This is a genomic window from Roseateles sp. AC306 (assembly GCF_979253795.1).
Map to the genome: position 1 here is coordinate 63126 of NZ_CEEDEB010000004.1, position 13767 is coordinate 76892.

13 protein-coding genes are annotated in these 13767 nt (G+C 67.9%); 8 read left to right on the plus strand and 5 right to left on the minus strand.

Annotation, left to right across the window (positions count from 1 at the left end):
* Positions 1 to 140: 140 nt before the first annotated feature.
* Entirely contained in the window at positions 141 to 476 is a 336-nt protein-coding gene (locus tag AC0IZJ_RS10755; RefSeq protein ID WP_471849445.1) for a hypothetical protein, read from the minus strand.
* Between the two features lie 170 nt (positions 477 to 646).
* On the opposite strand from AC0IZJ_RS10755, the gene secA reads away from it, so the two are divergent.
* From secA to AC0IZJ_RS10790, 7 genes are all read left to right on the plus strand, one after another.
* Positions 647 to 3391 (plus strand): preprotein translocase subunit SecA, encoded by a 2745-nt coding sequence (secA, locus tag AC0IZJ_RS10760; protein WP_471849447.1) that lies wholly within the window; start codon positions 647 to 649, stop codon positions 3389 to 3391.
* A gap of 226 nt (positions 3392 to 3617) precedes the next feature.
* Entirely contained in the window at positions 3618 to 4112 is a 495-nt protein-coding gene (locus tag AC0IZJ_RS10765; RefSeq protein WP_471849449.1) for an FxDxF family PEP-CTERM protein, read from the plus strand.
* Positions 4113 to 4137: 25 nt separating this feature from the next.
* Entirely contained in the window at positions 4138 to 4815 is a 678-nt protein-coding gene (locus AC0IZJ_RS10770; protein ID WP_471849451.1) for a PEP-CTERM sorting domain-containing protein, read from the plus strand.
* Positions 4816 to 4908: 93 nt separating this feature from the next.
* Positions 4909 to 6138 carry a bifunctional glutamate N-acetyltransferase/amino-acid acetyltransferase ArgJ gene (gene argJ / locus AC0IZJ_RS10775; RefSeq protein ID WP_471849453.1) on the plus strand — a complete coding sequence of 410 codons (1230 nt, stop codon included), beginning with the start codon at positions 4909 to 4911 and terminating at the stop codon, positions 6136 to 6138.
* Between the two features lie 107 nt (positions 6139 to 6245).
* Positions 6246 to 8372: a prolyl oligopeptidase family serine peptidase gene (locus AC0IZJ_RS10780; protein ID WP_471849455.1), complete on the plus strand. Its 2127-nt coding sequence runs from the start codon at positions 6246 to 6248 to the stop codon at positions 8370 to 8372.
* Positions 8369 to 8809 (plus strand): GNAT family N-acetyltransferase, encoded by a 441-nt coding sequence (locus AC0IZJ_RS10785; RefSeq protein ID WP_471849457.1) that lies wholly within the window; start codon positions 8369 to 8371, stop codon positions 8807 to 8809. The genes AC0IZJ_RS10780 and AC0IZJ_RS10785 overlap by 4 nt, the downstream gene beginning before the upstream one ends.
* A gap of 37 nt (positions 8810 to 8846) precedes the next feature.
* A complete protein-coding gene (locus AC0IZJ_RS10790) occupies positions 8847 to 9734 on the plus strand; it encodes a LysR family transcriptional regulator (RefSeq protein WP_471849459.1) in 888 nt (295 codons plus the stop codon).
* Here AC0IZJ_RS10790 and AC0IZJ_RS10795 read toward each other — a convergent pair.
* The 3 genes from AC0IZJ_RS10795 to AC0IZJ_RS10805 are packed head-to-tail and all read right to left on the minus strand — an operon-like array spanning position 9731 to position 12159.
* The gene (locus AC0IZJ_RS10795; protein ID WP_471849461.1) at positions 9731 to 10990 is read right to left on the minus strand and encodes a hypothetical protein; all 1260 of its coding nucleotides are present in this window, start codon (positions 10988 to 10990) and stop codon (positions 9731 to 9733) included. The two genes, AC0IZJ_RS10790 and AC0IZJ_RS10795, sit on opposite strands and share 4 nt — an antisense overlap.
* A 58-nt stretch (positions 10991 to 11048) precedes the next feature.
* Positions 11049 to 11708, minus strand: coding sequence for an alpha/beta hydrolase (locus AC0IZJ_RS10800; protein WP_471849463.1), 660 nt, complete (start codon positions 11706 to 11708; stop codon positions 11049 to 11051).
* A complete protein-coding gene (locus tag AC0IZJ_RS10805) occupies positions 11701 to 12159 on the minus strand; it encodes a GNAT family N-acetyltransferase (RefSeq protein WP_471849465.1) in 459 nt (152 codons plus the stop codon). Before AC0IZJ_RS10805 ends, AC0IZJ_RS10800 begins: the two co-directional genes overlap by 8 nt.
* Positions 12160 to 12212: 53 nt before the next feature.
* Here AC0IZJ_RS10805 and AC0IZJ_RS10810 point away from each other — a divergent pair, with 53 nt between their 5' ends.
* Entirely contained in the window at positions 12213 to 12884 is a 672-nt protein-coding gene (locus AC0IZJ_RS10810; protein WP_471849467.1) for a histidine phosphatase family protein, read from the plus strand.
* A gap of 82 nt (positions 12885 to 12966) precedes the next feature.
* Here AC0IZJ_RS10810 and AC0IZJ_RS10815 read toward each other — a convergent pair whose 3' ends face one another.
* Complete coding sequence (locus AC0IZJ_RS10815) at positions 12967 to 13629, minus strand: PEP-CTERM sorting domain-containing protein (RefSeq protein ID WP_471849469.1); 663 nt, start codon at positions 13627 to 13629, stop codon at positions 12967 to 12969.
* Between the last annotated feature and the right edge of the window lie 138 nt (positions 13630 to 13767).

Sequence of the window (13767 nt, forward strand, 5' to 3'; positions counted from 1 at the left end):
CCGGGACGAGCAAGCCCAATGCACCGCGAAGCCGGAGAGCGGGTAGGCCTGTTGCGAAGGTAAAGGAGGAGGTCGCGAAGCGGCCGGGGGACACGCAGCAACAGGTCTACCCGCTCTCCGGCGTTCAACCCACCGCCGCTTTACTTCTGCGCCAGCTTCACGCGGATGCGTCCGCGCAGGCCGGCCTGGGCCAGCAGCGCCTCCAGGCGCGGCAGCAGGTGGCGCAGCTTGGCCGCGACGGCCGCATTGGCGACGAGCAGGCTCCAGCCGTCCTCGTCGATCGGGCCAGGCTGGATGCTGGCGAGCAGGCTGCCGGGCAGGGCCGGCGTGATGACGCGCAGGCGGCGCCGCGACGCCTCCAGGCGCTCGCCCAGCCGCACCAGGCCTTCGTGGGCGCGCAGCGCCTGCGCGACCGGCATCGGATCGGGCACGCTGACGCGCTGGATCTTGGGCGCGAGATAGCGTGGAGCCGACATGGACGCAGTGTATTCAGCGGGCCGGCGGGGAGGGTGCCCCGTTTGGGGGCGCTGCTAAACTGCGCCGTTTTGCGCGGCCGGGCAACTCCGCCTTGTATTGCCTCGCACCGCCCTCAGATTCGCGCGTCGCACCGGTTCTTGCCGGCCCCCGCCCAGCCCCACTCCGCAGCATGTTGCCCAAGCTTCTCACCTCGATTTTCGGCAGCCGCAATGAGCGCTTGCTCAAGCAATACCGCCGCACCGTGCAGCAGATCAACGCGCTGGAGCCGAAGTACGAGGCACTGAGCGACGACGAATTGCGCGCCCAGACCGAGGAGTTCAAGCAGCGCATCGCCGGCGGCGAGACGGTTGACGACCTGCTGCCCGAGGCTTTTGCCGTCTGCCGCGAAGGCAGCAAGCGTGCGCTGAAGATGCGCCACTTCGACGTGCAGCTGATCGGCGGCATGGTGCTGAACGCCGGCAAGGTGGCCGAGATGCGCACCGGCGAAGGCAAGACGCTGATGGCGACGCTGCCGGTCTATTTGAACGCGCTGACGGGCAAGGGCGTCCACGTCGTCACGGTCAACGACTACCTCGCGCGCCGCGACGCCGAGTGGATGGGCAAGCTCTACACCTTCCTCGGCCTGACCGTCGGCATCAACCTGCCGCAGATGCCGCGCGAGCAGAAGCAGACGGCCTACGCGGCCGACGTGACCTACGGCACCAACAACGAGTACGGCTTCGACTACCTGCGCGACAACATGGTCTACGAGACGGCCGACCGCGTGCAGCGCGGCACGTCGTACGCCATCGTCGACGAGGTGGACTCCATCCTCATCGACGAGGCGCGCACGCCGCTGATCATCTCGGGCCAGGCCGACGACCACACCGACGTCTACCTGAAGATCAACTCGATCGTGCCGGGCTTGAAGAAGCAGATCGGCGAGCTGGACCCGCGCACCGGTGAAGGCGTCATCGAGCCGGGCGACTTCACGGTGGACGAGAAGTCGCACCAGATCCACCTGACCGAAGACGGCCACGAGAACGCCGAGCGCCTGCTGAGCCAGGCCGGCCTGATCGCCGAGGGCGCGAGCCTGTACGACGCGGCCAACATCACGCTGATGCATCACCTGAATGCAGCGCTGCGGGCCCACCACGTCTATCACAAGGACCAAGGCTACGTCGTGCAGAACGGCGAGGTCATCATCGTCGACGAGTTCACCGGCCGCCTGATGTCGGGCCGCCGCTGGAGCGATGGCCTGCACCAGGCCGTCGAGGCCAAGGAAGGGGTGGAGATCCAGGCCGAGAACCAGACGATGGCCTCGATCACGTTCCAGAACTACTTCCGCATGTACGGCAAGCTGGCCGGCATGACGGGCACGGCCGACACCGAGGCCTATGAGTTCCAGGAAATCTACGGCCTCGAGACCGTCGTCATTCCGCCGAACCGCCCGACCATCCGCAAGGACGAGCTGGACCTGGTCTACAAGACCGACAAGGAAAAGTACGCCGCCGTCATCGAGGACATCCGCGCCTGCCACACGCGCGGCCAGCCGGTGCTGGTGGGCACGACGTCCATCGAGAACTCGGAGCTGATCTCCAACCTGCTGAAGGCCGCCAACCTGCCGCACAACGTGCTGAACGCCAAGCAGCATGCGCGTGAAGCCGAGATCGTCGCCCAGGCCGGCCGCCCGGGCGTCATCACCATCGCCACCAACATGGCCGGTCGTGGCACCGACATCGTGCTGGGCGGCAACGTCGAGAACCAGGTCAAGTTCATCGAGGCCGACGACGCGATTCCCGCCGACGAGAAGGCGCGCCGCATCCAGCAGCTCAAGGACGAGTGGCAGGGCCTGCACGACAAGGTCAAGGCCGAGGGCGGCCTGCGCATCATCGCGACAGAGCGCCACGAGAGCCGCCGCATCGACAACCAGCTGCGTGGCCGCGCCGGTCGCCAGGGCGACCCGGGCAGCTCGCGCTTCTACCTGTCGCTGGACGACCAGCTGATGCGCATCTTTGCCGGTGAGCGCGTGCGCGCCATCATGGATCGGCTCAAGATGCCCGAGGGCGAGGCCATCGAGGCCGGCATCGTCACGCGCAGCATCGAAGGTGCCCAGCGCAAGGTCGAGGCGCGCAACTTTGACATCCGCAAGCAGCTGCTCGAGTACGACGACGTGTCGAACGACCAGCGCAAGGTCATCTACCAGCAGCGCAACGACATCCTGGAGGCCCAGAGCCTGGTCGCCCAGATCGGCTCGCTGCGCGAATCCACGCTGACCGACGTCGTGCGCACCTATGTGCCGGTGGAAAGCCTGGAGGAGCAGTGGGACCTGCCCGGCCTGGAGCAGGTGCTCAGGGAGGAATGGCAGGTCGAGCTGTCGCTGGCCGAGCTCGTCCAGAAGAGCGACTCGATCACCGACGAGGAAATCCTCGAAGCCGTCATCAAGGCGGGCGCGGAGCAGTTTGCCGGCAAGCTGGAGCGCGTCGGCATCGAGCAGTTCAACCCCTTCATGCGCATGGTGCTGCTGCAAAGCATCGACCAGCGCTGGCGCGAGCATCTGGCCGCGCTGGACTATCTGCGCCAGGGCATCCACCTGCGTGGCTACGCCCAGAAGAATCCCAAGCAGGAATACAAGCGCGAGGCCTTCGAGCTGTTCTCGCAGCTGCTGGACGTCGTGAAGATGGAAGTGACCCGCACGCTGATGAATGTGCGCATCCAGAGCCAGGAAGAGGCCGACCTCGCCGCCGAGGCTCTGGAGCGCCGCGCCGAAGCGGTGTCCAACGTGACCTACCAGCACCCCAACGAGGACGGCTCCATCAGCCGCGACGTCGACCCCGACACCTTGCTGGCCGAGTACGGCCACGTCGGCCGCAACGACCCCTGCCCCTGCGGCAGCGGCAAGAAGTTCAAGCTCTGCCACGGCAAGCTGGCTTGATCCTGCAGGTGTGAATGCCTCACGGGCCGGCTCTGCCGGCCCGTTTTCATTCGGCGCCGCATTCCGGAACCCCACCCATCTAGGGGGAAACACGTGCGTTTGAGCACAAACCACGCTGCTCGCCACGTGCATGAGGGGTGCTCGGGTCAGGTTCACCCCCCTAGAGTGCAGTCCTAGAGAGCCCCGCTACTGGGGTTAGCCCGATAGAAGTTCCTGAAAGCCCGTCATGAAAGCCCTGCTCACCGCTGTCGCCGCCGTCGTCTTTGCCACCAGTGCCGCTGCCGGCACGGTCACGCTCAGCAACTTCAGCCACCAGGACGCGACCGGCTTCGGTACCGATTTCGACGACGTCTACACACTGAATCTCGGCGGCAACACCTGGGTCAAAGGTTTGCTGACCACCAGCGCCCAGCTCGGCGGCCTGCCCGGCATCGACATCCAGTCGGTCACGCTGCGCCGCCTTGGCACCGACCTGGACTGGGCCGAGACGGTCGCCATTGATTGGGACGTCGCCGACGGCGGCATCGAAAAGTGGGCCCTGACCCCCGTGCAACTCGCCGCTGGCCAGTGGCAGCTTGAGGTGAAGGGCGTCAGCTACGCCGACAAGACCGGCAACGGCTACAGCGCCAGCGTCGAACTTCCCGAGCCCGCCAGCGTGGCCCTGGCCGCCCTGGCCCTGGCAAGTGCCGGCCTCGCCAGCGCCCGCCGCCGCAAGGCCTGAGCCCCACAGAAACCGGATGACATCCATGAAAAGCATTGTTGTTGCAAGCCTCCTGACCGTCGGCGCACTGGCCTCTCAAGCTGCGGTTGCAGCGAACACTGTTGCCATCAAATGGGCAGGCGTCGACACGGCCGGCACGCAGCTGAGCACGATGGACGAGAACGTCTCCACCAGTGTTCCGACCACGTCCAACTACGCCACCACAGCGCTGAACTACAGCTACGTGGCGACGGGCGAGAGCTTCATCGCCTACTGCATCGAGCCGAGCGAGGGCAATGGCCGGGCGATGCGCGATCGCATCTACAACGTCGAGAGCTTCTCCGGCGCCCAGGCCCAGCAACTGCAAGGCCTGTTCTCCAGCAGCTACGCCAGCCTGTCGACCTACAACGAGAAGGCCGCCTTCCAGTTGGCCATCTGGGAACTGGTGCGTGAGACCAGCGGCACCTTCAGCGTTGGTGCTGGCAGCTTCCACGTGCTCGGTAATGACGCCACCGTGTCGACACTGGCCAACTCCTTCCTGGCCCAGGCGCTGAGCTACAGCGGCTCGGCGCACTACTCGCTGACCAAGCTGACCAACAACGGTCTGCAGGATCTGGTTGTCGCCACCGCAGTGACGGCCGTGCCGGAACCCGAGACCTACGCGCTGTTTCTGGCCGGCCTGGGTGCCATCGGCATGCTGGCCCGCCGCCGCCTGCCGCGCTGATCGAACAAGCGCATTCGCTTGCAAAGGCTCCTTCGGGAGCCTTTTTCACTTCTTAGAATCTGCGCGCTTTCCCTGACTCCTACCGAGCGCGCCATGCCCGTCAATCTCATCGCCCCCGATCCCGCCTCCCTGTTGCCCGTGCCGGGCGTTCGCCTTGGCGTGACGATGGCCGGCGTGCGCAAGGCCAACCGGCGTGACCTCAGCGTCATCGCGCTGGAAGAAGGCGCTGCCGTGGCCGGCGTCTTCACGAGCAACCGCTTCTGCGCCGCGCCCGTGCAGGTGTGCCGCGAGCACCTGGCCGCCGGTTCGGGCGTGCGGGCGCTGCTCATCAACACCGGCAATGCCAATGCCGGCACCGGGGCCGACGGCCTGGCCCGGGCGCGCCAGACCTGCCAGGCGCTGGCCGACCTGATCGGCTGCCAGCCCCAGCAGGTGCTGCCTTTCTCCACCGGCGTCATCATGGAAACGCTGCCGGTGGACCGCATCACCGCCGGCCTGCCCGGCGCGCTGGCCGCCCTGCGCGACGACGGCTGGGGCGAGGCCGCCCTGGGCATCATGACGACGGACACGCTGCCGAAGGCCGCGTCGCGCCGCATCACGATCGGCGGCGTGCCGGTCACGCTGAGCGGCATCTCCAAGGGTGCCGGCATGATCCGGCCCAACATGGCGACCATGCTGGGCTTCGTCGCGACGGACGCCAACATCGCCCCAGCCCTGCTGCAGCCGCTGGTGAAGGAAGCTGCCGACGCCTCCTTCAACCGCATCACCATCGACGGCGACACGTCCACCAACGACTGCTTCCTGCTGATCGCCAGCCGCAAGGCCGCGCATGCCGAGATCACGTCACTGGACAGCGCCGATGCGCATACCCTGCGCGAGGCGCTGATCGCGCTGGCGCAGGAGCTGGCCCAGGCCATCGTGCGCGACGGCGAGGGCGCCACCAAGTTCATCGCCATCACCGTGGAAGGTGGCCGCGACGAGGCCGAGTGCAAGTTGGCGGCCTATGCCATCGCCCACTCGCCGCTGGTCAAGACGGCCTTCTTCGCCAGCGACCCCAACCTGGGCCGCATCCTCGCCGCCGTCGGCTATGCGGGCATCGGTGACCTGGACCAGAGCCTCATCGACCTGCACCTGGACGACGTCCATGTCGTGACGAGCGGCGGCCGCCGGCCGGAATACCGCGAGGAAGACGGCCAGCGCGTCATGAAGCAGAGCGAGATCACGGTGCGGGTGGGCCTCAACCGCGGAGCCGCGAGCGCGACGGTGTGGACCTGCGATCTGAGCCACGACTACGTCACCATCAACGCCGACTACCGCAGCTGAGCGTCGCCTAAGGGTTACCGCCGTCAGGGCTTTCCTCGCATGACCATCGGCGCCGCCGGCAAGGGGCGTCGAGAATCGGCGGCTTCTCGATCCCGGGACACCCCCAGATGAAGCTGCCCCTGACTTCCCTCGCCCTTGCTGCCGTTGTCGCCACAAGCGCCCAGGCTCAAGGTCTGAACTACCCCGTCACGCGCAAGGTCGACCAGATTGACGCGTATCACGACACGGCCGTCGCCGACCCCTACCGCTGGCTGGAAGACGACAACAGCGCCGAGACCAAGGCCTGGGTCATCGAGCAGAACAAGGTCACGGACAAGTTCCTCGAAGCCATGCCGCAGCGCCTGCCGGCGCGCCGCATCTACACCGAGCTCTACAACTTCGAGCGCTACGGCATCCCCTTCAGCGAGGGCGGCCGCTACTTCTGGAGCCGCAACGACGGCCTGCAGCAGCAGAACGTCATCTACACGGCCAAGTCGCTGAAGGACGCGCCGGTCGTCGCGCTGGACCCCAACCTGCTGTCCAAGGACGGCACGGTGGCGCTGACCGGCCTCGTGCCCTCGCGCGACGGCAAGCTGCTGGCCTACGGCATTGCCGGCGCCGGCTCCGACTGGCAGGTCTGGAAGGTGCGCGACCTCGCCACCGGCCAGGACCTGGAAGACAAGATTGACTGGGTCAAGTTCAGCAGCGCTGCATGGACGGCCGACGGCAAGGGCTTCTTCTACTCGCGCTATGACGCGCCCAAGGACGGCACCAAGCTGACCGGCGCCAACTACTTCCAGAAGCTCTACTACCACCGCCTGGGCACCCCCCAGGCCGAGGACGTGCTCGTCACCGAGAACCGCGACGACAAGGAATGGGGCTTTGGCGCCGACGTGTCCGACGACGGCCAGCTGCTGCTCATCAACATCTGGAAGAGCGCCGGCAGCAAGAACGGCCTGCTGGTGCTGCCGCTGCCCAAGGGTGCCTTCGCCGGCGGCAAGCCGCAGCCCATCACGCTGGACTTCGACGCGCTCTACAGCCCCGTCGCCGTGACCGGCGGCAGGCTCATCGTCAAGACCGACAAGGGCGCGCCGCGTGGCAAGCTCATCGCCATCGACCTGAAGAACCCCGCGCCGGCCGGCTGGAAGACGCTGGTGGCCGAAGGCCCCGACGCGATGACCAGCGCCTCGGCCGTGGGCGGCCGCTACCTGCTGAGCTATCTGCACGACGCCGCCACGCTGGTGCGCGTGCATGGCGCCGATGGCAAGCCGCTCAGCGAGGTCAAGCTGCCCGGCGTGGGCACGGCCAGCGGCTTTGGTGGCCGCTGGAGCGACAGCGAAACCTTCTTCAGCTACACCAGCCTGACGACGCCCGCCGAGGTGCATCGCTACGACGTCAAGACCGGCGCAATCACGCTGTTCAAGAAGCCCAAGACGGCCTTCAACGCCGACGAGTTCGAGACCCGCCGCGAGTTCGTCACCAGCAAGGACGGCACGCGCTTTCCCATCTTCATCGCCGCCAGGAAGGGCCTGAAGCTGGACGGCACGAACCCCACGCTGCTCTACGGCTACGGCGGCTTCAACATCCCCATCACGCCGGCCTATGGGGTCACGTCGGCCAGCTGGCTGAAGATGGGCGGCGTCTATGTCATCGCGGCCATCCGCGGCGGCGGTGAATACGGCTCGGCCTGGCATGAGGCCGGCACCAAGCTCAACAAGCAGAACGTCTTTGACGACTTCATCGCCGCCGGCGAATGGCTGGTGAAGAACAAGGTGGCCAGCCCGGCGACGCTGGCCATCAATGGCGGCAGCAATGGCGGTCTGCTGGTCGGCGCCGTGGCCAACCAGCGCCCGGACCTGTTCGCCGCCGCCGTGCCGCAGGTGGGCGTGATGGACATGCTGCGCTACCAGAACTTCACCATCGGCTGGGCCTGGGCCACGGACTACGGCACCAGCGACAAGCCGGACCTGTTCAAGGCGCTGTACGCCTACTCGCCCATCCACAACATCAGGAACGGCGCCAAGTACCCGGCCGTGATGATCACGACGGGCGACCACGACGACCGCGTCGTGCCGGCGCACAGCTTCAAGTACGCCGCCACGCTGCAGGCCGCCGACACCGGGGCTGCGCCCAAGCTGATCCGCATCGAAGTCAATGCCGGCCATGGCGCAGGCAAGCCGACGTCCAAGATCATCGAGGAGCGCAGCGACATCCTGGCCTTCATTGCCAACACGATGAAGCTGGACGTGAAGTGAGCCAGGCGGTCGCGATCCGCGACCTGGGCGTCGGCGATGTCGACGCCCTCATCGGGCTCTACGAGCACCTGAACGCCGGCGACGCTCCGCCTTCGCAAGAGGCGGTGCGCGCCGTGTTCGCACACCCGGGGCTGCGCCATTTCGGCCTGTTCGCCGGGGCGCAGCTCATTGCCAGCTGCAACCTCGCCGCCATTCCCAACCTGACGCGCGGCGGCCGCAGCTACGGCGTCATCGAGAACGTCGTGACCCATGCCGACCAGCGCGGCCAGGGTCACGGCCAGGCCGTCATCCGCCATGCCGTTGCACAGGCCTGGGCTGCTGGCTGCTACAAGGTCGTGCTGACGACCAGCCGCAAGGACCCGGCCGTCTGGGCCTTCTACGAGCGCTGCGGTTTCGACAGTGGCGACAAGCGCGCCTTCGTCATCCGCGCGCCCTGAGAGCCACAGCGCTTTCGTCAACGGGATCGAGCACGCCATGGACCGCCTGACTGCGATGCAGGTCTTCGTCGAGGTGGCCGAGCGCGGCAGCCTCACACAAGCAGCCGACGCGCTCGACATGTCGCGCGCCATGGTCTCGCGCTACCTGGAGAGCGTGGAGCGCTGGCTGGGCGCGCGGCTGCTGCAGCGCACGACGCGGCGCGTCAGCCTGACCGAGGCCGGTGCCGGCGCTTTGCTGCGCTGCAAGCAGATGCTGGAGCTGGCCGGCGAGGCCGAGGCGGCTGCCGGCGAGCAGCGCGTGGCGCCACGTGGCCGGCTGCGCGTGACGGCCAGCGCGTCCCTGGCCCAGGCGCGGCTGGCTGCTGCGGTGGCCGACTTCCTGGCGCTGCATGCCGACTGCGAAGTCGAACTCGTCGTGCTGGAGCGCGCGGTCAACCTCGTCGAGGAGCGCATCGACCTGGCCGTGCGCATCAGCAACCAGCTCGACCCCAGCCTAGTTGCCCGGCCGCTCGGGCGCTTCAGCTCGGTGCTGTGCGCGGCGCCGGCCTATCTCGCCAAGGCCGCGCCGCTGCTGACGCCCGAGGACCTGCGCCAGCATCGCTGCGTGACACATGCCTACGTCAACCGCAACGACTACGCGCTGCAGCACCAGGGCCAGTGGCTGCGCGTACCGGTGCGCTCGGTGCTGCAGAGCAATGACGCCGGCGTCATGCATCGCGCCGTGCTGGCCGGCGCGGGCGTGGCCATCCTGCCGAGCTATCTCGTCGATGACGACCTGCGTGAGGGGCGGCTTGAACGCCTGCTGCCAGGCTACGAGCCCGAGTCGCATGCCATCCATGGGGTCTACCTGTCGCGGCAGTACCAGCCCCTGGCACTGCGCCTGCTGCTGGACTTCCTGGCCGAGCGCTTCGGTTCTGAACTCTAGAAGTTCACAGCCTTGGTCTTGAGCCCGCGCGCCACCAGCGTCGCGTTGATCAGCTGCGCCTGCTCACGGCTCGGGAAGGGCCAGATCGTCGCGCGCCAGCCCTCCGGCGTCTGGATGACGTCGGCCTGCAGCGCCTCGGGGTTGCTGTGCACGCCCACCAGGCCGGCCTGCATCTTCCTCAGCAGCGCCTCGGCATCGGCCTTGCTGCCGGGCGGGCCGACGAGGGCGACGGCGGGCTTGTCCGGCGCGGCGGCGAGACGGGTCAGACGCGGGTCGGGTGGCTCGGCCTTGCGGTTGGGCTCGGCCGGCTTCTCAACAGCCTTGGCGGAAGACGCTTCCGCTGGCTTTTCGGGCGCCTTGTCCGTGGGCTTTTCTGCGGGCTTCTCTGCGGGCTGCTCGTCGACCTTGGTGGACCGCAGGGGCGGGCGCTTGATGCCGTCGGTGCGCTCCACCAGGCGCGGGCGGATGTCCGGTTGCGGTTCGACCGGCTCGCTGGCGCCGGGTTCCGGCGCGGATGCGGCCTCGGACGCCGACTCGGCCGGTGCGGCTGCCGTTGAAGCCGGGGCCGAGGGAGTCGAGGCGGCAGCAACAGCGGATGCTGCGGCTGGCGGCGGCACCACCGGCTCGGCAGCGCGGCGCGGCCACAGCGCCCAAACGGCGGCCGCCATCAGCAGCGCAAGTACGCCTGCAGCAAGCCCCAGGCGCAGCGGGTCCCACAGGCGCCGCCCGGCGATCTGCGACGGTATGCCCCGCCCGCACAGCACCCGTGTGCGCGCGCTGCCGACATCGACGCCGGCGCTCATCAGATACAGCTCGAAGGGCCAGCCGCCGTGGGCGCTGGCCTTCTTCTCGTCGATGACGATGACGCGCCATGGCCGCGAGTCCGGCGCTGCGGGCGGCTCTGCATAGCCATGTGCGAGCGCAAAGCGCTCGATCTGACGCGCGCTCAGGCCGGGCAGGAATTTCTCGTTGAAGGCCCGCCACTGCTGTCGACTGTGCCGCGTGGGCAGCCGGGCAAGCCCCTTCAGCCGCTGCAGCCAGACGGCCCAGCGCGACGCGGGCGGCGTGCCGACGAGTTCGTCGAAGGCGCTGACGGCATCGGTCAGCACCGGCTCGACGAAGCCGCCGGCCTGCGCGGATGCGCGCACGAAGGGCAGGGCGACGACGCCGATGGTGTGCACATCCTCCACGCCGATGCGGCGTGCGAGGGGGTGGCGGTTGTGCCAGTCAACGATCTGTTCGGCCAGGCGCTCCATGACTCATGGATCATCGCCCAGCGCTGTTCCGGACAGCGCCCGGAACAGGCGTCGGAATTCAGCTCAGTTGCTTCAGCAGCCAGGCGTTGATGTCTTCGATCTCCTCGGCGCAGACCGAGTGTGGCATCGGGTAGTCGTGCCATTCGACGTCATGGCCCATCGCGCGCAGCGCATCGCGGCTGGCGGCCCCGCGTGCGTGCGGCACGACCGGGTCATGCGTGCCGTGGGCCAGGAAGATGGGCAGATCGGCGTTGGCCGGCGAGCGCTCGGCGGCGGCCAGCGCGGCCAGCGGCAGATAACCCGACATCCCCACGGCACCGCCCAGCCGCTCGGGGTAGCGCAGCGCGGTCATCAACGTCATTGCGCAGCCCTGCGAGAAGCCCATCACCACGATGCGCTCCGCCGGCACGCCGCGCTCGCGCTCGCGGGCTATCAGCTCGGCGATCTGCTCGTTCGACTCGCGCAGTCCGCCTTCGTCCTCCTCGCGCACGAGGTCGGTCACGCGGATGTCGTACCAGGCGCGCATCACATAGCCGTTGTTGATGGTCACCGGCCGCTGTGGCGCATGTGGGAACACGTAGCGAATGGGGCCGAGGCTCGCCAGGTTCAGTTCGCCGCAGATGGAGACGAAGTCATGGCCGTCGGCGCCCAGGCCGTGCAGCACGATCAGCGTCGTTCGGGGGTTGGGGCCGGTTTCGATCTCGTGGGTTTCAAGCATGGGTTGGGGTCCAGTCCTCGATGTGCAATTCAAAGGGTTGGTCGCCGTAGGCATCCAGGCCGTCGCCGGTAGGCTGCCAGCCAGCGCGGCGGTAGAAGGCTTCGGCGCGGGAGTCGGGTTCAGTGCCCAGGTCGAGCCGTTTGTGGCCCTGGGCGAACAGCCAGGCCACCATCACGTCGTGCAACTGGCGGCCGTAGCCCTGACCGTGAAGCGGGGGGTCCACGAACATTGCCCAGATGTGGCCGTCGCGGGCGTCACCGATGGCAAAGCCGGCGATCCGCAGGTTGGGGGCCGGCGCCAGCTCGATGACCCAGCCGCGGCCGTGCTGCTCGAGATAGGCATGCAGTTCGGTGTCCGGAATGCGGCCGGGCGTCAGCTTGTTCTCGGTGACGGCGTAGCGCACGCGCCAGAGTTCGGCGGCGTCGTCGCGGGTGGCTTGTCTGAGCAGCATGGCCGTCATTGTCGCGACAGTGGCGGGCGGCTCGGCCGGCCATGATGTTGGCCATGGGAAGCCTCTACCTCGTTCGCCACGGCCAGGCCAGCTTTGGCGCTGCCGACTACGACCAGCTCAGCGCCAGGGGCCACGAGCAATGCCGCCATCTCGGCGCCTATTGGCGCGAACGCGGCCAGCGCTTCGACGCCGTCTTCACCGGCACGTTGAAGCGGCACGCGCAGTCGCTGGCCGGCATCGTCGAAGGCTATGGCGAGGCGCTGTCTGCTGTGGCGCTGCCGGGCCTGAACGAATACGACAGCGAGGCCGTCGTACGGGCCGTCCACCCTGAGCCGCTGGGGGTGCCAACCGACCCTGAGGCCGTCAAGCAGCACTTCCGCCTGCTGCGCCAGGGCCTGCTGGCCTGGATGCGCGGCGAGACGGCACCGGCGGGCATGCCGCTGCACGCAGATTTCGCCGCCGGCGTGGCCGATGCGCTGGCGCGCGTGCTCGCCCTGGGCGTGGGCAAGCAGGTCCTCATGGTCTCCAGCGGCGGCCCTATCGCCACGGCTGTGGCCCAGGTGCTGGCAGCGCCGCCCGAAACGTTTGTGGAGCTGAACCTGCGCATCCGCAACTCGGCGGTGACCGAGTTCGCGTTCAACCCCAAGCGGCATCACCTCATCACGTTCAACACGCTGCCGCATCTGGATACGGCCGACACGCGGCCGCACATCACACACGCCTGACGCGGACCGGACTCCGGCGGCGCGCTGGTTGAACCCCTCGCTGCGCACCGGCGGCGAGAAGAGTGGGCTTCGCTGATGAGATTCAGGCGCGTGTGCGGCGACGCGCGGCCATCAAGCCGGCGAGCGCCAGGCCGGTCAGGGCAAGGGACGCCGGTTCCGGAACCGTTGCCGCTGCGGCGCGCGGAGTGAGCGTCTGGGCCAACAGGTCGCCCGTACTGCGAAAATCCGCCGGCTTGTAGCCGTTGGTGCCGACACGGCCGGAGGCTTCCTGCCACCCGCTGAAACTGGCCTTCAGCAGCGGCGCCGAGGCAGCGCTGATGTCGATGCCATTGCCGAGCAGGTCGATGGTGAACAGCAGGTCGTTGGTCAGCGGCAGGTCGGGCGTGGCTTCCAGGCAGATGCCGCCAGAGTTGGCGTTGCCGTTGCAGCCATTGCCGGTCAGCTCACCCAGCGCATAGGTCCAGTTGACGCTGCTGCCCGGTGCCGGCGTCACGTTGACGCTCACGCCGGTCAGGCCGGCGAGACTGCCGAGATTCTTGAAGCCCAGATAGCCCAGATGCGTCGCGGGCGCCCAGTTGCCGGTGGCGTCGAGCGCGTGCTCGATGCGCAGCGTGAAGGTGTTGGCGTCGACCCCGTGATAGGTGAAATCCACGCCCTGCGACGAGTGCACGAAGTCCGCGCGTGCAGTGCCGGCGAGCGCCATCAGGGCAGTGGCGGCCAGAAGACCGAGGGAGGTGTTTTTCATGGTTTTGTGCTTCCCTGCGTGGGCGCGGTCGGTGACTTCAAACTAGGGGGTACTGTAGGGAAGGGCTGTGTCGGGGCCCATCCCGCAGGGCGGGGGGGCGGTGTGCTCCGGATGTGCTGATTCGCACATGCCGTGCGG